Below are 16,881 nucleotides of genomic sequence, written 5' to 3' on the forward strand. Positions count from 1 at the left end.
GGCAGTCGGCTCAAACCCAGTGTGTCCCAGATCACTACAGCAGGGCTCGACTCTGCACGCTCCGCACGGGGCCGCGCCGGGGCGCCGGGGCGCCGGGGAGGGGCGGGCGGGGCGGGGGCGCCGGGCGGGGGGCCGGGCGGGCGGGAGCGGGTCGTGTCCGGCCCCGACCCGCCCGCCCCCGCTACCGGCGCTTCGGGAGCGGGACGCGCAGGAGGTCCTGGGCGACCGTGAGCTCGCCCTGGAAGCCCGCCGCCCGCGCCTGCCGCTCGAAGGCTTCCGGGTCGGTGTACCGCTGGGAGAAGTGGGTCAGCACGAGGTGCTTCACCCCCGCCTCCAGCGCGACCGTGGCCGCCTGCCCGGCGGTCAGGTGGCCGTGCTCGGTGGCCAGCCGCACGTCCTCGTCGAGGAAGGTGGACTCGATCACCAGCATGTCGCAGCCCTCGGCGAGGGCGTGCACGCCCTCGCACAGCCGGGTGTCCATGACGAAGGCGAAGCTCTGGCCCGGCCGGTGCTCGCTGACCTGGTCGAGCGTGACGCCGTCCAGGACGCCGTCGCGCTGGATGCGGCCCACGTCGGGGCCGCTGATCCCGTGCCGGGCCAGCAGCTCGGGCCGGATGCGCCGCCCGTCGGGCTCGGTGATCCGGTAGCCGAAGGACTCCACCGGGTGGGAGAGCCTGCGTGCCTCCAGGGTGTACGCGTCACCCTTGGCCAGCACTCCGTCCGCCGCGACCGGGGCCTCGTCGATGCGCACCGTCTCGCGGTACGCCGTGGCGTACCGGAGCCGGTCGAAGAAGACCTGGCCGCTGGCCGGGTAGTGCGCGGTGACCGGGTGCGGCACCTGGTCGAGGTTGATCCGCTGGATCACCCCGGCCAGGCCGAGCGAGTGGTCGCCGTGGAAGTGCGTGATGCAGATCCGGTCGATGTCGTGCGCGGCCACGCCGGCCCGCAGCATCTGCCGCTGCGTGCCCTCGCCCGGGTCGAAGAGGAAGCCCTCGCCGTCCCAGCGGAGGAGGTAGCCGTTGTGGTTGCGGTGGCGGGTGGGCACCTGGCTCGCCGTGCCCAGCACCACGAATTCCCGTACGGACACGGCTTATCCGGGGGGCCATTCGAGGCCGCGGCCGCCGAGGACGTGGGCGTGCGCGTGGAAGACGGTCTGGCCGGCGCCCGCGCCGGTGTTGAACACCACGCGGTAGCCGGTGCCGTCGGCCTTCTCGTCCGCGGCCACCGCCCCGGCCTCGCGCAGCACGTCGGCGGCCAGCGCCGGCTCGGCCGCGGCCAGGGAGGCCGCGTCCGGGTAGTGCGCCTTGGGGATCACCAGGACGTGCGTCGGTGCCTGGGGGTTGATGTCGCGGAAGGCGACGGTGGTCTCGGTCTCCCGCACGATCGTGGCCGGGACATCACCGGTGACGATCTTGCAGAACAGGCAGTCGGGCTGTGCCTCGCCAGCCATGTGCGGCCTCCTCGCGGCTCCTTGATCGGTACGGGCGCATCGTATCGGCCCCCTGCCGCGCGGGCGTCCCCGTTTCCCGGCCGGGCCCCGGTGTCACGACCAGCGGCCGGTGCGGGCCAGCAGGACGGCCACCGCGGCCGTGCCCGCCGTCGAGGTGCGCAGCACCGAGCGCCCGAGCCGGTACGGCCGCGCCCCCGCCTCCGCGAAGACGGCCAGCTCCTCCGGCGAGACCCCGCCCTCGGGGCCCACCACGACCACGATCGAACCGGTCTCCGGCAGGGCGGCCGTGGCCAGCGCCTCGGAGGGGTGGTCCCGGTCCTCGTGCAGCACCACGCCCAGGTCGGCGCCGGCCAGCAGCTGCGCGACCTGCCGGGTGGACATCGCCTCCGCCACCTCGGGGAACCGCACCCGGCGTGACTGCTTGCCGGCCTCGCGGGCCGTGTTGCGCCACTTGGCCAGCGACTTCGCCCCGCGCTCGGCCCGCCACTGGGTGATGCAGCGGGAGGCCTGCCACGGCACGATCGCGTCGACGCCGGTCTCGGTCATGGTCTCGACGGCAAGCTCCCCGCGGTCGCCCTTGGGCAGCGCCTGGACCACCGTGATGTGCGGCCGCGGGTCCGGCTCGGTCAGCACCTCGTGCAGGTCCGTGACGACCAGCCGGTCCTTGCCCTCGGCGGCCTTCACGACGCCCTCGGCCCACTGGCCGCGGCCGTCGGTGAGCACGACGTCCTCGCCCGGCTCCAGCCGCTTGACGGAGACCGCGTGCCGCCCCTCCGGGCCGTCCAGGACGAACTCGGGCCCGGCGGGCACCTTCTCGACCACGAATACGGGGGCTGTCATGACGCACTCCTTGTCAACGCGCTCTGCGCCTCTGCCAGTTCGGCCACGAGGACTTCCACCAGCTCCGCGGCCGGCAGCGTCCGGGCCAGCCGGTGCCCCTGCCCCGCCCACAGGGCCATCCCCTGCGGGTCGCCGGCCTCGGCCGCGGCCTTGCGCAGCCCGCTGGTCAGGTGGTGGACCTGCGGGTAGGCGGCCGGCGCGTAGGGGCCGTGCTCGCGCATGAAGCGGTTGACCAGGCCCCGGGCGGGGCGGCCCGAGAAGGCCCGGGTGAGTTCGGTGCGGGAGAACAGCGGGTCGGTCAGGGCCCGCTTGTGCAGGGGGCTGGCGCCCGACTCGGGGCAGACCAGGAAGGCGGTGCCGAGCTGGGCGGCCTCCGCCCCGGCGGCCAGTACGGCGGCGATCTGGGCGCCGCGCATCAGCCCGCCGGCTGCAATGATCGGGAGGGCCACGGCCTCGCGTACCTGCGCCACCAGCGGGAGCAGTCCGAAGCCGGCGCAGTCCGTCTCGGGATCGTCGCGGTGGGTGCCCTGGTGGCCGCCGGCCTCGATGCCCTGGACGCACACGGCGTCGGCGCCCGCGGCCTGGACGGTACGGGCCTCCTCCGCGGAGGTCACGGTGACGACGGTACGGGTTCCCACGGCGGCGAAGGCGGCCAGCAGCTCGGGGGCGGGGCAGCCGAAGGTGAAGGAGACGAGCGGGACGGGGTCGTCGAGCAGGATCGCGAGCTTGGCGTCGTACCCGTCGTCGGTGCGGTCGTCGACGTCCTCGGGCAGCGGCGCGTCGTACCAGGCGGCCTCGCCCGCGAGCTGGCCCCGGTAGGCCGCTATCTCGGCGGGGTCGGCGTGGCCGGGCTGGGGCATGAAGAGGTTCACGCCGAACGGCGCGCGGGTGAGCGCGCGCATCCGCTTGATCTCCTGGTACATGCCGTCGGCGGTTTTGTAGCCGCCGGCCAGGAAGCCCAGTCCGCCCGCGTCGGACACGGCTGCGGCGAGCTGCGGGCCGGAGGCGCCGCCCGCCATGGGGGCCTGCACGATCGGGTGCGGGTGGAGATCGCTCAGCGCGGAGGACATGACCTGCATCGTGCCATGTCCCCCGCACGGTGCCGAATCAGGGCATTCGCCTGGCATAGTCCGCCCGGAGCCGGTGCACCGGCGGTTCTCCGGGCGGCCGTTGGGCGTTCGCCCAGCGGCCGCCGGAGCACGCTCCGCGCACGGTCAGCGGCCGTTGAAAGCGTCCTTCAGCCGCGAGAACAGCCCCTGCTGCCCGGGCTGACCGTGTCCGCCCGGGGGCCACCCCCGGACCCCCGGCAAGGCCCCCGCCGCCGGGGGCCACCGCCGTCAGCGGCCGTTGAAAGCGTCCTTCAGTCGCGAGAACAGCCCCTGCTGCCCGGGCTGGAACTGGCCCGTCGGGCGTTCCTCGCCGCGCAGCTTCGCCAGCTGGCGCAGCAGTTCCTCCTGCTGCGGGTCCAGCTTCGCCGGGGTCTGCACCTCGACGTGGACGATCAGGTCGCCGCGGCCGCCGCCGCGCAGGTGCGTGACGCCGCGCCCGTGCAGCGGGATCGACTGGCCGGACTGGGTGCCGGGCCTGATGTCGACCTCCTCCATGCCGTCCAGCGTCTCCAGCGGGCACTTCGTGCCCAGGGCCGCCGCCGTCATGGGGATGGTGACCGTGCAGTGCAGGTCGTCGCCGCGCCGCTGGAAGACCGGGTGCGGCAGCTCGTGGATCTCGACGTACAGGTCGCCGGCGGGGCCGCCGCCGGGGCCGACCTCGCCCTCGCCCGCGAGCTGGATCCGCGTGCCGTTCTCCACACCGGCCGGGATCTTGACCGTGAGGGTGCGGCGGGAGCGGACCCGGCCGTCACCCGCGCACTCGGGGCACGGGGTCGGGACGACGGTGCCGAAGCCCTGGCACTGCGGGCAGGGGCGCGAGGTCATGACCTGGCCCAGGAAGGACCGGGTGACCTGGGAGACCTCGCCGCGGCCGCGGCACATGTCACAGGTCTGGGCGGAGGTGCCGGGTGCGGCGCCCTCGCCGGAGCAGGTCGTGCAGACCACGGCGGTGTCGACCTGGATGTCCTTGGTCGTGCCGAAGGCCGCCTCGTCGAGCTCCAGCTCAAGACGGATCATCGCGTCCTGGCCGCGCCGGGTGCGCGAGCGCGGGCCGCGCTGGGACGCCGTACCGAAGAAGGCGTCCATGATGTCCGAGAAGTTGCCGAAGCCACCGGCGCCGAAGCCGCCCGCACCGCCGCCGCCCGAGGCGGACAGCGGGTCGCCGCCGAGGTCGTAGACCTGCTTCTTCTGCGGGTCCGACAGCACCTCGTAGGCGGCGTTGATCTCCTTGAAGCGCTCCTGCGTCTTCGGGTCCGGGTTGACGTCCGGGTGGAGTTCGCGCGCCAGGCGGCGGAAGGCCTTCTTGATCTCGTCCTGGGACGCGTCGCGGCGTACGCCGAGTACGGCGTAGTAGTCGGTGGCCACTTACGACTCCGCCAGGATCTGTCCGACGTAACGTGCCACTGCGCGTACCGCTCCCATCGTTCCGGGGTAGTCCATGCGGGTCGGTCCGACCACGCCGAGTTTGGCGACTGCCTCGCCGCCCGAACCGTAGCCGACCGACACGACGGACGTGGAGTTCAGCCCTTCGTGGGCGTTCTCGTGCCCGATGCGTACCGTCACGCCCGGTTCCTTGGCCTCGCCGAGCAGCTTGAGGAGCACGACCTGCTCCTCAAGCGCCTCCAGCACCGGCCTGATCGTGAGGGGGAAGTCGTGTCCGAAGCGGGTGAGGTTGGCGGTGCCGCCGATCATCAACCGCTCCTCGGTCTCCTCGACCAGTGTCTCCAGCAGCGTGGAGAGCACGACCTGGACGGTGCCCCGGTCGTCGGTCTCGAAGGATTCCGCCAGGTCCTGCACCAGCTGCGGCACGTCCGCGAACCGGCGGCCGACGACCCGGCTGTTCAGCCGGGCCCGCAGATCCGCCAGCGAGGTCTCGCCGAACGGCGCCGGGCAGTCGACCATGCGCTGCTCGACCCGGCCGGTGTCGGTGATCAGTACGAGCATCAGCCGGGCCGGCGCGAGGGAGAGCAGCTCGACGTGGCGCACCGTGGAGCGGGTGAGGCTCGGGTACTGCACGACGGCGACCTGCCGGGTCAGCTGCGCGAGCAGCCGGACCGTGCGGCCGACGACGTCGTCGAGGTCGACCGCGCCGTCCAGGAAGTTCTGGATGGCCCGGCGCTCCGGGCTCGACAGCGGCTTGACGCCCGCGAGCCGGTCGACGAAGAGGCGGTAGCCCTTGTCGGTCGGGATGCGGCCGGCGCTGGTGTGCGGCTGGGCGATGTAGCCCTCGTCCTCCAGCACCGCCATGTCGTTGCGCACGGTGGCCGGCGAGACGCCGAGCTTGTGGCGCTCCGTGAGTGCCTTGGAGCCGACCGGCTCCTCCGTCCCGACGTAGTCCTGGACGATGGCGCGCAGCACCTCGAGTCTGCGTTCGCTGAGCATCGCGCACACCTCCAGCTGTGATGCCCGGTTCGTTTCACTGGCTTGGCACTCGATGCGTGTGAGTGCCAGAGATCCCCCGGTCAGTGTACGGCGGCGGGGTACGCCCCTAGCAAGGGCGGCCCGTCACGGTAGCGTCGCGGTATGGACGTGGCTTGGGAAGAGGCGGGGTGGGAACGGCTGACCGGGCGCACCGGCCGGCGGCGGCTCCCGGTGTGGGACTGCACGGTGGGACTGGTGGTGGGGGACCGTTCGGTGCTCATGGTCGACCCCGGTTCGTGCGTGCGGGAGGGCGCCGAGCTGCGGGCTCAGGCGGAGCTGCTGACCGGCCGGAGAGTGACGCACCTCGCATTCACGCACGGCCATTTCGATCATGTTCTGGGTGCCGCGGCGTTCTCGGGGCCCGAGGTGTTCGGCGCGGTCGGCCTGGACGCGCTGCTCGTGGCGGAGCGTGAGGAGCTGCGCGAGTCCGCGGTGCGGCACGGGCTCGCGGCGGAGGAGGCGGCGGAGGCCGCGGAGCTGCTGGTGCCGCCCCGGCACCACGTCTCGGGCGAGTGGACGCTGGACCTGGGCGGGGTGCAGGTGCTGCTGGCGAACGTGGGGCCGGGGCACACCGGCCACGACCTGGCCGTGCTGGTGCCCGGCGAGCGGGAGGTCGTGTTCTGCGGGGACCTGGTGGAGGAGTCCGGGGAGCCCCAGGCCGGGCCGGACGCGGTGCCCGGCCGGTGGCCGGCGGCGCTGGACCGGCTGCTGGCGCTGGGCGGGGAGGACGCGCTGTACGTGCCGGGGCACGGTTCGGTGGTGGATGCCCGGTTCGTCCATGAGCAGCGCGACACACTGGCCCGTCGTTTCGGCGTGTCGCGCGCGTGAGGGTGACGCCGTTCCTACTGTCGTGCGAATGCGACAGTACGGTCCCGACCTGACCCCGCCCTGGAAGAAGTCCCGGCCCGCGCCCGAGGTGCCGGCGGACCACGATCTGGTGGTCGAGGAGGTGGCCACCGGGTGGTGCGGTGCGGTGGTCGCCTGCGAGGGCGGCACGGTGACGCTGGAGGACCGCTTCGGCAAGCGCCGCGCGTTCCCCCTGGAGCCGCGCGGCTTCCTGCTGGAGGGGGCCGTGGTGACCCTCGTACGGCCCTCCGCGCGCCCGGCGGCCGCGGGCCCCGGCCGGACGGCCTCGGGCTCTGTGGCGGTCCCCGGGGCCCGGGCGCGGGTGGCCCGGGCCGGCCGCATCTACGTGGAGGGGCGCCACGACGCGGAGCTGGTCGAGCGGGTGTGGGGCGACGACCTGCGCATCGAGGGCGTGGTGGTCGAGTACCTGGAGGGCGTCGACGACCTCCCGGCCATCGTCGCCGAGTTCGCCCCCGCCCCGGACGCCCGCCTGGGCGTGCTGGTGGACCACCTGGTCCCCGGCTCGAAGGAGTCCCGCATCGCGGCCGCGGTGACCGGGGCGGACGTGCTGGTGGTGGGCCACCCGTACGTCGACGTCTGGCAGGCGGTGAAGCCGTCCTCCCTGGGCATCGCCGCCTGGCCGGAGGTGCCGCGCGGCCAGGACTGGAAGACCGGCGTCTGCCGCGCCCTCGGCTGGCCGCAGAACACGGGCGCGGCCTGGCAGCACATCCTGTCCCGCGTCCGCTCGTACCAGGACCTGGAGCCGTCCCTGCTGGGCCGCGTGGAAGAACTGATCGACTTCGTGACGGCGCCCGCGTGACCTACGGCAGGGTGCCGAACTCCTCGGTGCCCAGGACCAGGCCCAGGCCCGCCAGCGGAACCGGCTCCCCGAACTTGCTGGTCCGTTCCGCCCGGTACCCGGCCTGCTCCCCGGAACCGAAGGGCTCGGTGAGCATCGTGCACTTGGCCTCGAAGGGGTCCACGATCAGGTACGCGGGCACGCCGCCGGCCGCGTAGAGGGAACGCTTGGTCACGTAGTCCCGGAGCCTGCTCGTCTTGGACACCACCTCGACGAGGAGCGTGACGACCTCGACGGGCATGAGACGTCCGGACCCGGGCGCGGCCTCCCTGGGCACGACGACGAGATCCGGTTGCGGCTCGCTCGACTCCCTCAGCAGGTCGACGTCCTGGGTCTGCAGCCGGAGCCAGCGATCGCGGGGAATCGAGTCCTGGATCGCTTCCACGATCAGGTTGTGGACCAGGTCCGGCCCGGCCATCATCACGATTTCCCCCCTGAGGAGCTCGACCTTGATGCCCTCGGGAGCCTGGAGACTCTCGAAGAACTCGGTCATCCGGCGATCGTCCACAGCGGTCATCTCCGTGCCTCCACTTCTGCCGCCGTGAGCTACGGCGCCAGGCTATGGACAGGTTAGGCAGCGTCCCGGGGGTTCCGCGTGGGTTCACCCCGGTGGGTGAACGCTGCCGTCGCTGCGAGCCGAGCCGGCGGCTCCGTCAGTCCACCAGGTCGCGGACCACCGCGTCCGCGAGGAGGCGGCCGCGCAGGGTGAGGACCGCGCGGCCCTCGGCGTACGGGCCGGGCTCCAGCAGGCCGTCGGCGAGCGCCCGGCCGGCGGCCGCGAGCCCGGCCGGGGCCAGCAGGTCCAGCGGGCAGCCGTCGGCCAGCCGGAGCTCCAGCAGGACCCGCTCGACGCGCCGGTCCTCGGCGGACAGCAGCTCGCGCCCGGCGCCGGGGCTGCGGCCGGCGGCGAGGGCGGCGGCGTAGGCGCCGGGGTGCTTCACGTTCCACCAGCGGACGCCGCCGACGTGGCTGTGAGCGCCGGGGCCCGCGCCCCACCAGTCGGCGCCGCGCCAGTACAGCTCGTTGTGCAGGCACCGGCCGGCCTCGGAGGTGGCCCAGTTCGACACCTCGTACCAGTGGTAGCCGGCGCCGGAGAGGACCTCCTCGGCGATGAGGTACCGGTCGGCGTGCACGTCGTCGTCGGTCATCGGGACCTCGCCGCGGCGGATCCGGCGGGCCAGCTGGGTGCCCTCCTCGACGATCAGGGCGTACGCGCTGACGTGGTCGGGGCCGGCGCCGAGCGCGGCGTCCAGGGAGGCCCGCCAGTCGTCGTCGGACTCGCCCGGGGTGCCGTAGATGAGGTCGAGGTTGACGTGCTCGAAGCCGGCGGCGCGCGCCTCGGCCACGCAGGCCTCGGGGCGGCCGGGGGTGTGCGTGCGGTCGAGCACCTTCAGGACGTGCTGCCGGGCGCTCTGCATGCCGAAGGAGATGCGGTTGAAGCCGCCCTCGCGCAGCTCGGCGAGGTACTCGGGGCCGACGGACTCCGGGTTGGCCTCGGTGGTGACCTCGGCGTCGGGGGCCAGGCCGAACTCGTCCCGGATCGCCGCGAGCATGCGGACGAGGTCGGCGGCGGGCAGCAGGGTGGGCGTGCCGCCGCCGACGAAGACGGTGCGCACCTCGCGGGGGTCGCCGCCGAGGACCTTGCGGGCCAGCCGGATCTCGTCCGTCAGGGTGTCGGCGTAGTTCTCGCGGGAGGCGAGCACGCCGCCGGTGCCGCGCAGCTCGGTGGCGGTGTAGGTGTTGAAGTCGCAGTAGCCGCAGCGCGTGGCGCAGTACGGAACGTGCAGGTAGAAGCCGAGCGGGCGGTCGTCGGCGCCTTCCAGGGCATGCGGAGGCAGCGCCCCGTCGTCGGGCACGGGCTCACCATCGGGCAGTACGGAAGGCATGGGCCCATTGTCCCGTACCGCCCGACGGTGTCGGACGTGATGCCGGTCGCGTCCCGCTGCCGGGGCGCGGGTCCGGGTCAGGCCTCGCGGGAGCCCTCGTACATCTCGTCGATGAGGTGCTTGAACTCGCGCTCGACGACCGGCCGCTTCAGCTTGAGGCTGGGCGTGAGGTCGCCGTGCTCGACGTCCAGGTCGCGGGGCAGCAGCCGGAACTTCTTGATCGTCTGCCAGCGCTGGAGGCCCTCGTTGAGGGTCTGGACGTACGTCTCGACCAGGCGGTTCGTCTCGGGCGCGGCCACGACCTCGGCGTACGGCTTGCCCTCCATGCCGTGCTCGGCGGCCCAGCCGAGGATGGCGGCCTCGTCGAGGGCGATGAGGGCGGTGCAGTAGTTCCGGTCGGCGCCGTGGACGACGATGTTGGAGACGTAGGGGCAGATCGCCTTGAACTGGCCCTCGACCTCGGCCGGGGCGACGTACTTGCCGCCGGAGGTCTTGATCAGGTCCTTCTTGCGGTCGGTGATCCGCAGGTAGCCGTCGGGCGAGAGCTCGCCGATGTCGCCGGTGTGGAACCAGCCGTCGGCCTCCAGGACCTCGGCGGTCTTCTCGGGCAGCCCGTGGTAGCCCTCCATGATGCCCGGGCCGCGCAGCAGGATCTCGCCGTCGTCGGCGATGCGGACCTCGGTGCCGGGGAGGGGCTTGCCGACGGTGCCGGTGCGGTAGGCCTCGCCGGGGTTGACGAAGGACGCCGCGCTGGACTCCGTCAGGCCGTAGCCCTCCAGGATGTGGATGCCCGCGCCGGCGAAGAAGTAGCCGATCTCGGGGGCGAGGGCGGCGGAGCCGGAGACGCAGGCGCGCAGGTTGCCGCCGAAGGCCTCGCGGAGCTTGCCGTAGACGAGCTTGTCGGCGATGGCGTGCTTGGCGGAGAGGCCGAAGGGCGCGGTCGCCTTGCCGGTGCGGCGGAAGTTGTCCTGGGTGACCTTCGCGTATTCGCGGGCGACCTCGGCGGCCCACAGGAAGATCTTGTACTTGGCGCCGCCGGCGGCGCGGGCCTTGGCGGCGACGCCGTTGTAGACCTTCTCGAAGATGCGCGGCACGGCCGCCATGTAGGTCGGCTGCACGACCGGCAGGTTCTCGATGATCTTGTCGATTCGGCCGTCGACGGCGGTGACGTGGCCGACCTCGATCTGGCCCGAGGTGAGGACCTTGCCGAACACGTGGGCCAGCGGCAGCCACAGGTACTGGACGTCGTCGGCGGTGATCAGGCCGGTGGCGACCGTGGCCTTGGCCATGTACGACCAGTTGTCGTGCGGCAGCCGGACGCCCTTGGGGCGGCCGGTGGTGCCGGAGGTGTAGATCAGGGTGGCGAGCTGGTCGGCGGTGATCGCCGCGATCCGCTCCTTGATGGCCTCGGGGTGCTCGGCCAGGTGGGCGTTGCCGCGCTCCTCCAGCTCGGCGAGGGAGAGCACCCAGCCCTCGGGGTCGCCCTCGGCCGGGACGGCGTCGTCGGCGTTCAGGACCACGACGTGGTGCAGGCCGGGCAGGTCCTTGCGGTGCTCACGGGCCTTGGCCAGCTGGGCGGCGTCCTCGGCGATGAGCACCCGGCTGTCGGAGTCCGAGAGGATGAACGCCGACTCCTCGGCGTTGGTGCTCGGGTAGATCGTGGTGGTCGCGGCGCCGGCGCACATCACGCCGAGGTCGGCGAGGATCCACTCGACGCGGGTGTTGGAGGCGAGGGCGACGCGCTGGACCGGCTCGACGCCGAGGGCGATGAGACCGGCGGCGATGGCGAAGACCCGGTCGGCCGCCTGTCCCCAGCTGAGCGACTTCCACTCGTCCGGCCCCTGGCCCGAGGCCGCCGGGACGGGATAGCGGTAGGCCTCGCCGTCGGGCGTGGCGGCAACGCGCTCAAGGAAGACGGACGCCACGGTGGGCGGGCGATTCTCGATCAAGGACTTTGTGTCGCTCACGACATCCTCCGGACCGGTCCACGCGGAGTTGCGTGGGAGCGTGGGGACTGGCGGGTTTTTGTAACTGGCGAGTAACCATCGAGCAGTGATCAGAGTAGAGGCCGCCCGGCCGGGGCGTAAGAGCCAGAGTGCGGCCGGTTCATAACGAAACGGGCCCCCGCGCGTCTGCGTGGGGGCCCGTTTTCGGACAACGTGGTTACTTCTTCTTCGCGCCGGACTCGTCGCTGGACAGCACCGCGATGAAGGCCTCCTGCGGGACCTCCACGGAGCCGACCATCTTCATCCGCTTCTTGCCTTCCTTCTGCTTCTCCAGCAGCTTCCGCTTGCGGGAGATGTCACCGCCGTAGCACTTGGCGAGGACGTCCTTGCGGATGGCGCGGATCGTCTCGCGGGCGATGACCCGGGAGCCGATGGCGGCCTGGACGGGCACCTCGAACGCCTGCCGCGGGATGAGCTCGCGCAGCTTGGCGACCAGGCGCACGCCGTACGCGTAGGCCGCGTCCTTGTGGGTGATCGCGGAGAAGGCGTCGACCTTGTCGCCGTGCAGCAGGATGTCGACCTTGACCAGGCTGGAGGCCTGCTCGCCGGTGGGCTCGTAGTCGAGGGAGGCGTACCCGCGGGTCTTGGACTTCAGCTGGTCGAAGAAGTCGAAGACGATCTCGGCGAGCGGGAGGGTGTAGCGGATCTCGACGCGGTCCTCGGAGAGGTAGTCCATGCCGAGGAGGGTGCCGCGGCGGGTCTGGCACAGCTCCATGATCGAGCCGATGAACTCGGTGGGCGCGAGGATCGTGGCGCGCACGACCGGCTCGTAGACCTCGGAGATCTTGCCCTCGGGGAACTCGCTCGGGTTGGTGACCGTGACCTCCTTGCCGTCCTCCAGGACGACCCGGTAGACCACGTTCGGCGCGGTGGCGATCAGGTCGAGGCCGAACTCGCGCTCCAGGCGCTCGCGGATCACGTCGAGGTGGAGCAGGCCGAGGAAGCCGACGCGGAAGCCGAAGCCGAGCGCGGCGGAGGTCTCCGGCTCGTACACCAGGGCGGCGTCGTTGAGCTGGAGCTTGTCGAGGGCCTCGCGGAGGTCCGGGTAGTCCGAGCCGTCCAGCGGGTACAGGCCCGAGAAGACCATGGGCTTCGGGTCCTTGTAGCCGCCGAGGGCCTCGGTGGCGCCGCCCGTCATCTGGGTGATCGTGTCACCGACCTTGGACTGGCGGACGTCCTTCACACCGGTGATCAGGTAGCCCACCTCGCCGACGCCGAGGCCGTCGGCGGCCAGCATCTCGGGCGAGTTCGTGCCGATCTCCAGCAGCTCGTGCGTGGCGCCGGTGGACATCATCCGGATGCGCTCGCGCTTGTTGAGCTTGCCGTCGACGACACGGACGTAGGTGACGACACCGCGGTACGAGTCGTAGACGGAGTCGAAGATCATCGCGCGGGCGGGCGCGTCGGCCACGCCGACGGGCGCCGGGACGGTCTGCACGACGCGGTCGAGCAGGGTGTCCACGCCGACGCCGGTCTTAGCGGAGACCCGCAGGACGTCGCTGGGGTCACAGCCGACCAGGTTCGCCAGCTCCTCGGCGAACTTCTCCGGCTGGGCGGCCGGCAGATCGATCTTGTTGAGGACCGGGACGATCGCGAGGTCGTTCTCCATCGCCAGGTACAGGTTGGCGAGGGTCTGGGCCTCGATGCCCTGCGCCGCGTCCACGAGCAGGATCGTGCCCTCGCAGGCCGCGAGGGAACGGGACACCTCGTACGTGAAGTCCACGTGCCCCGGGGTGTCGATCATGTTCAGGATGTGCGTCTTCCCCGCACCCTCACCCGCCGTCGGTGCCCACGGCAGACGGACGGCCTGGGACTTGATGGTGATGCCGCGCTCACGCTCGATGTCCATGCGGTCGAGGTACTGGGCGCGCATCTGCCGCTGGTCGACGACACCGGTCAGCTGGAGCATCCGGTCGGCGAGGGTCGACTTGCCGTGGTCGATGTGCGCGATGATGCAGAAATTGCGGATCAGCGCCGGGTCGGTACGGCTCGGCTCGGGCACGTTGCTGGGGGTCGCGGGCACCTAGTGTCCTGATTCTCGGGTGGAAGTCGGATCGATACGCAGGTACCCATGGTCCCACGCCCGCGCGAGTGCGCTCGGTTTGGGCCGCCCGAACGGCAGCTGATACCGTGGACAGCTGTGTCTCGTCTGCCCTCTCAGCGGCGGGACGCTTCCGAAGAAACTCTGAACCTGAAAAGGCTCTTTCGTGGCGAACATCAAGTCCCAGATCAAGCGGAACAAGACGAACGAGAAGGCGCGCCTGCGCAACAAGTCCGTCAAGTCCGAGCTGCGCACCTACATCCGCAAGGCCAACGAGGCCGTCGTCGCCGGCGACGCCGAGAAGGCCACCGCTGCCGCCCGTGCCGCGTCGCGGAAGCTGGACAAGGCTGTCTCGAAGGGTGTCATCCACAAGAACGCCGCCGCCAACAAGAAGTCGGCGCTGGCCACCAAGGTTGCCTCCCTCCAGGGCTGAGCACTCTGATGTGATCGCCGGAAGGGACCAAGCGGGCCCTCTCATCCGCTCCTGACCGGCAACCCCGCGCCGCACGCGGCCTGCGTTCGCCACGCGGGTGCGGCGCACTCATCTCGAACCGAAGGCCCCGGTGCCCGTCCTTCCCCAGGACGGCCCGGGGCCTTCGGCATGTCCGGCCCCGGGGCGGGACCACGACCGCCGAGGAAGGAAGCAGCACGCATCCGCGGAGACGGTCGCTGCGGCGCGGAACCTGCTGAACCACCGCAGCCCCACCGGAGAGCCGCGGTCTCAGCGGTCCCGATGAGGGGCCGCAGCGCACCCCTCGGCACCGTATGCGGACCGGCCGCGTCCGGGCCCCTCCCCACGGCGGGCCTGCCCAGCTGCGCAAACGGGCTGAATAGGATCACTACCGCCAAGTAACCAAACGGGGGGGGATCCCGCACACGTGACGACATCGACCGTTCCCGATCTCAAACCGGCGGCAGGCCGGGCCGGCTCGCCGCCGGGCAGCGCGAAGATCATTCCGGCGCGACGGCCCTCCCGGCTGTACGCGCTCGACGGGCTGCGGCTCCTCGCCGCGCTGGCGGTGGTCCTGTACCACCTGGCCGGCTACGACCGTTACGGCGTGGCGGGGGTGTGGGCCGCGAGCACCGAGGACGTCTTCCCGCTGCTGCACCGCTTCGCGCAGTACGGCTGGCTCGGGGTCGAGCTGTTCTTCCTCATCAGCGGTTTCGTGATCTGCATGTCCTGCTGGGGCCGGAGCGTGCGGGACTTCGCCGTCTCGCGGGTGGTGCGGCTCTTCCCGGCGTTCTGGTTCTGCGTGCTGGCGACGGCCGTGGCGATGCGGCTGTCCGGGGACACCGGGATGACCGCCTCGCGGGTGCTGACCAACCTCACGATGCTCCACGAGCCGCTCAAGGTCCCGCACGTCGACCCGTCGTACTGGTCGCTCTGGGCCGAGTTGCGCTTCTACGTGCTCTTCGGCGGACTGCTGGTCTGGGGGCTCACGTACCGGCGGGTGATGGCCTTCTGCGGGATCTGGATGCTGGGCTCGGTCCTCGCCCCGGTCTCCGGGATCCCGCTGCTCGTGGTGATGTTCCAGCCGCAGTACGCCCCCTTCTTCATCGGCGGCGTCCTGATCTTCCTCATGTACCGCTTCGGCACGTCGCCGCTGCTCTGGCTGATGCTCGGCGGGTCCTGGCTGATGGCCCAGCACCAGTTGCTCACCCTCGTGCGGGGAGCCGAGGCGTGGAGCCGGGTCCAGGTGTCCTGGACCGCCTCGCTGGTCCTGGTGACGGCCTTCTACGGCGTGGTGCTCGCGGCCGCGCTGGGCCGGCTGAACTTCTTCAACCGGGCCTGGCTGGTGCCCGCCGGCGCGCTCACCTATCCGCTCTACCTGCTGCACGAGCGCCTGGGCTGGTTCGCCATCCAGCGGCTGCACGGCACGGTGCCGCCCCTGGCGCTGCTCACCGGGCTGATCACCACGCTGCTGGCCGCGTCCTGGGCGGTGCACCGCTTCGTCGAACGGCCGCTGGGCCTGCGGCTGCGGCGCTGGCTCGCGACGGGACTGGAGAAGGCCGGCCCGTCACGGAGGCGGTCGGCCGCCGCGCCGTAGCGCCGGTCGCGGCGGGCCGGCCGGGGTCAGGAGCGGCCGGGGCGGGCGGCGCGGGCGACGGCCACCACCGCCTTCTCCAGGGCGTACTCCGGGTCGTCGCCCCCGCCCTTCACGCCGGCGTCGGCCTCGGCGATCGCGCGCAGCGCGGTCGCCACGCCGTCCGCCGACCAGCCCCGCATCTGCTGCCGGACCCGGTCGATCTTCCACGGCGGCATGCCCAGGTCCCGGGCCAGGTCGGCCGGGCGGGCGCCGCGCGGGGCGGAGGCGAGCTTGCCGATGGACCGTACGCCCTGGGCCAGCGCGCTGGTGATCAGCACCGGGGCCACGCCCGTGGACAGCGACCAGCGCAGGGCCTCCAGGGCCTCCGCCGCGCGCCCCTCCACCGCCCGGTCGGCCACCGTGAAGCTGGAGGCCTCGGCCCGGCCGGTGTAGTAGCGGCCGACCACGGCCTCGTCGACGGTGCCCTCGACGTCCGCGCACAGCTGGGTGACCGCACTGGCCAGCTCCCGCAGGTCGCTGCCGATGGCGTCGACCAGGGCCTCCGTCGCCCCCGGCGTGGCCGAGCGGCCCAGACCCCGGAACTCTCCCCGTACGAAGGCAAGCCGGTCCGCCGGCTTCGTCATCTTGGGGCACTGCACCTCGCGGGCACCGGCCTTCCGGGCGGCGTCCAGCAGGGCCTTGCCCTTGGCCCCGCCCGCGTGCAGCAGCACGAGGATGATCTCCTCCGCCGGCATGCCGAGGTACGCCTTGACGTCCTTGACCGAGTCGGCGGACAGGTCCTGCGCGTTGCGCACGACCACGACCTTGCGCTCGGAGAACAGGGACGGACTGGTCAGCTCGGCCAGGGTGCCCGGCTGGAGCTGGTCCGGGGTGAGGTCGCGCACGTCGGTGTCGGGGTCGGCGGCCCGGGCGGCCGCCACCACCTCCCGCACGGCACGGTCGAGCAGCAGGTCCTCCTGCCCCACCGCGAGGGTGAGCGGGGCGAGGGGATCGTCGGTGGAGTTCTTCCTGGTGGCCATCGCCGTCCAGCATCCCACGCCCCGCTGACACCCGGTCCCCGCCCGGCGGGACTCCCCGCCGGACGTCCGGACGCCGTGCCCGAGAATGGTCCGGTGAACGCTCGACATGTACTGGTGCTGCCCGACCGCGACGCGGCGGAGGAGGTGGCCGAGGAAGTCGCCGACCGCTTCGGCATCGGTGAGGAACCCCAGCTGGTCCGCGACGCCCTGGCCGGTGAGGACGACGCCGAGGACGCCCAGTGGCTGGTCGTCCTGGAGGACCCCGACGCCCGCCTCGACCCGGCGGCCCTGGACGAGCTCGCCGCCGCGTACGAAGGCTGGCTGGAGGCCCCCTGAGCCGTGGGGGGGGGGGGGGG

At 72.4% G+C, this 16,881-nt stretch carries 16 protein-coding genes; 5 read left to right on the forward strand and 11 right to left on the reverse strand.

Translation table 11 applies throughout. From position 1 onward, the window contains the following. Positions 1 to 181 precede the first annotated feature (181 nt). The 6 genes from ACIF6F_RS34810 to hrcA all read right to left on the reverse strand — a co-directional run bounded on the left by ACIF6F_RS34810 (position 182) and on the right by hrcA (position 5,781). Positions 182 to 1,087, reverse strand: coding sequence for a ribonuclease Z (locus ACIF6F_RS34810; RefSeq protein WP_399956774.1), 906 nt, complete (start codon positions 1,085 to 1,087; stop codon positions 182 to 184). A gap of 3 nt (positions 1,088 to 1,090) precedes the next feature. Beyond that, on the reverse strand, positions 1,091 to 1,450 hold the full coding sequence (locus ACIF6F_RS34815; protein ID WP_399956777.1) for a histidine triad nucleotide-binding protein: 360 nt from the start codon (positions 1,448 to 1,450) through the stop codon (positions 1,091 to 1,093). 93 nt (positions 1,451 to 1,543) lie between these two features. Then, positions 1,544 to 2,290: a 16S rRNA (uracil(1498)-N(3))-methyltransferase gene (locus ACIF6F_RS34820; protein WP_399956780.1), complete on the reverse strand. Its 747-nt coding sequence runs from the start codon at positions 2,288 to 2,290 to the stop codon at positions 1,544 to 1,546. Next, entirely contained in the window at positions 2,287 to 3,360 is a 1,074-nt protein-coding gene (locus tag ACIF6F_RS34825; protein WP_399956785.1) for a nitronate monooxygenase, read from the reverse strand. Before ACIF6F_RS34825 ends, ACIF6F_RS34820 begins: the two co-directional genes overlap by 4 nt. A gap of 267 nt (positions 3,361 to 3,627) precedes the next feature. Next, the gene (gene dnaJ, locus ACIF6F_RS34830; protein WP_399956788.1) at positions 3,628 to 4,764 is read right to left on the reverse strand and encodes a molecular chaperone DnaJ; all 1,137 of its coding nucleotides are present in this window, start codon (positions 4,762 to 4,764) and stop codon (positions 3,628 to 3,630) included. Next, positions 4,765 to 5,781, reverse strand: a complete 1,017-nt coding sequence (gene hrcA / locus ACIF6F_RS34835; RefSeq protein WP_399956791.1) for a heat-inducible transcriptional repressor HrcA — start codon at positions 5,779 to 5,781, stop codon at positions 4,765 to 4,767. Positions 5,782 to 5,922: 141 nt separating this feature from the next. Between hrcA and ACIF6F_RS34840 the strand changes: the two genes are divergently transcribed. Together ACIF6F_RS34840 and ACIF6F_RS34845 are read left to right on the forward strand one after the other, a co-directional pair. Continuing rightward, positions 5,923 to 6,648: an MBL fold metallo-hydrolase gene (locus ACIF6F_RS34840; protein WP_399956795.1), complete on the forward strand. Its 726-nt coding sequence runs from the start codon at positions 5,923 to 5,925 to the stop codon at positions 6,646 to 6,648. Between the two features lie 28 nt (positions 6,649 to 6,676). Further along, the gene (locus ACIF6F_RS34845; RefSeq protein WP_399956798.1) at positions 6,677 to 7,486 is read left to right on the forward strand and encodes a DUF3097 domain-containing protein; all 810 of its coding nucleotides are present in this window, start codon (positions 6,677 to 6,679) and stop codon (positions 7,484 to 7,486) included. A gap of 1 nt (position 7,487) precedes the next feature. Here ACIF6F_RS34845 and ACIF6F_RS34850 read toward each other — a convergent pair whose 3' ends face one another. From ACIF6F_RS34850 to lepA, 4 genes are all read right to left on the reverse strand, one after another. Then, the gene (locus tag ACIF6F_RS34850; protein ID WP_399956801.1) at positions 7,488 to 8,042 is read right to left on the reverse strand and encodes a Uma2 family endonuclease; all 555 of its coding nucleotides are present in this window, start codon (positions 8,040 to 8,042) and stop codon (positions 7,488 to 7,490) included. A 136-nt stretch (positions 8,043 to 8,178) separates the two neighbouring features. Further along, positions 8,179 to 9,411, reverse strand: coding sequence for a radical SAM family heme chaperone HemW (gene hemW, locus ACIF6F_RS34855; protein WP_399956804.1), 1,233 nt, complete (start codon positions 9,409 to 9,411; stop codon positions 8,179 to 8,181). 77 nt (positions 9,412 to 9,488) lie between these two features. Next, a complete protein-coding gene (locus tag ACIF6F_RS34860; protein WP_399956806.1) occupies positions 9,489 to 11,378 on the reverse strand; it encodes an AMP-dependent synthetase/ligase in 1,890 nt (629 codons plus the stop codon). Positions 11,379 to 11,574: 196 nt separating this feature from the next. Then, positions 11,575 to 13,440, reverse strand: coding sequence for a translation elongation factor 4 (gene lepA, locus ACIF6F_RS34865; protein ID WP_399956810.1), 1,866 nt, complete (start codon positions 13,438 to 13,440; stop codon positions 11,575 to 11,577). Between the two features lie 184 nt (positions 13,441 to 13,624). On the opposite strand from lepA, the gene rpsT reads away from it, so the two are divergent. Together rpsT and ACIF6F_RS34875 are read left to right on the forward strand one after the other, a co-directional pair. Further along, positions 13,625 to 13,891 carry a 30S ribosomal protein S20 gene (gene rpsT, locus ACIF6F_RS34870; protein ID WP_399956813.1) on the forward strand — a complete coding sequence of 89 codons (267 nt, stop codon included), beginning with the start codon at positions 13,625 to 13,627 and terminating at the stop codon, positions 13,889 to 13,891. A 445-nt stretch (positions 13,892 to 14,336) separates the two neighbouring features. After that, positions 14,337 to 15,506 (forward strand): acyltransferase family protein, encoded by a 1,170-nt coding sequence (locus ACIF6F_RS34875; protein ID WP_399956816.1) that lies wholly within the window; start codon positions 14,337 to 14,339, stop codon positions 15,504 to 15,506. 26 nt (positions 15,507 to 15,532) lie between these two features. Here the strand turns inward: ACIF6F_RS34875 and holA are convergent, their stop codons facing one another. After that, positions 15,533 to 16,525, reverse strand: coding sequence for a DNA polymerase III subunit delta (gene holA / locus ACIF6F_RS34880; protein WP_399956819.1), 993 nt, complete (start codon positions 16,523 to 16,525; stop codon positions 15,533 to 15,535). Between the two features lie 93 nt (positions 16,526 to 16,618). Here holA and ACIF6F_RS34885 point away from each other — a divergent pair, with 93 nt between their 5' ends. After that, on the forward strand, positions 16,619 to 16,861 hold the full coding sequence (locus ACIF6F_RS34885; protein ID WP_399956822.1) for a hypothetical protein: 243 nt from the start codon (positions 16,619 to 16,621) through the stop codon (positions 16,859 to 16,861). The last annotated feature ends 20 nt before the right edge of the window (positions 16,862 to 16,881 follow it).

It is taken from the genome of Streptomyces sp. NPDC086023 (assembly GCF_044540325.1).
In the GTDB taxonomy this organism is placed as follows: Bacteria; Actinomycetota; Actinomycetes; order Streptomycetales; family Streptomycetaceae; genus Streptomyces.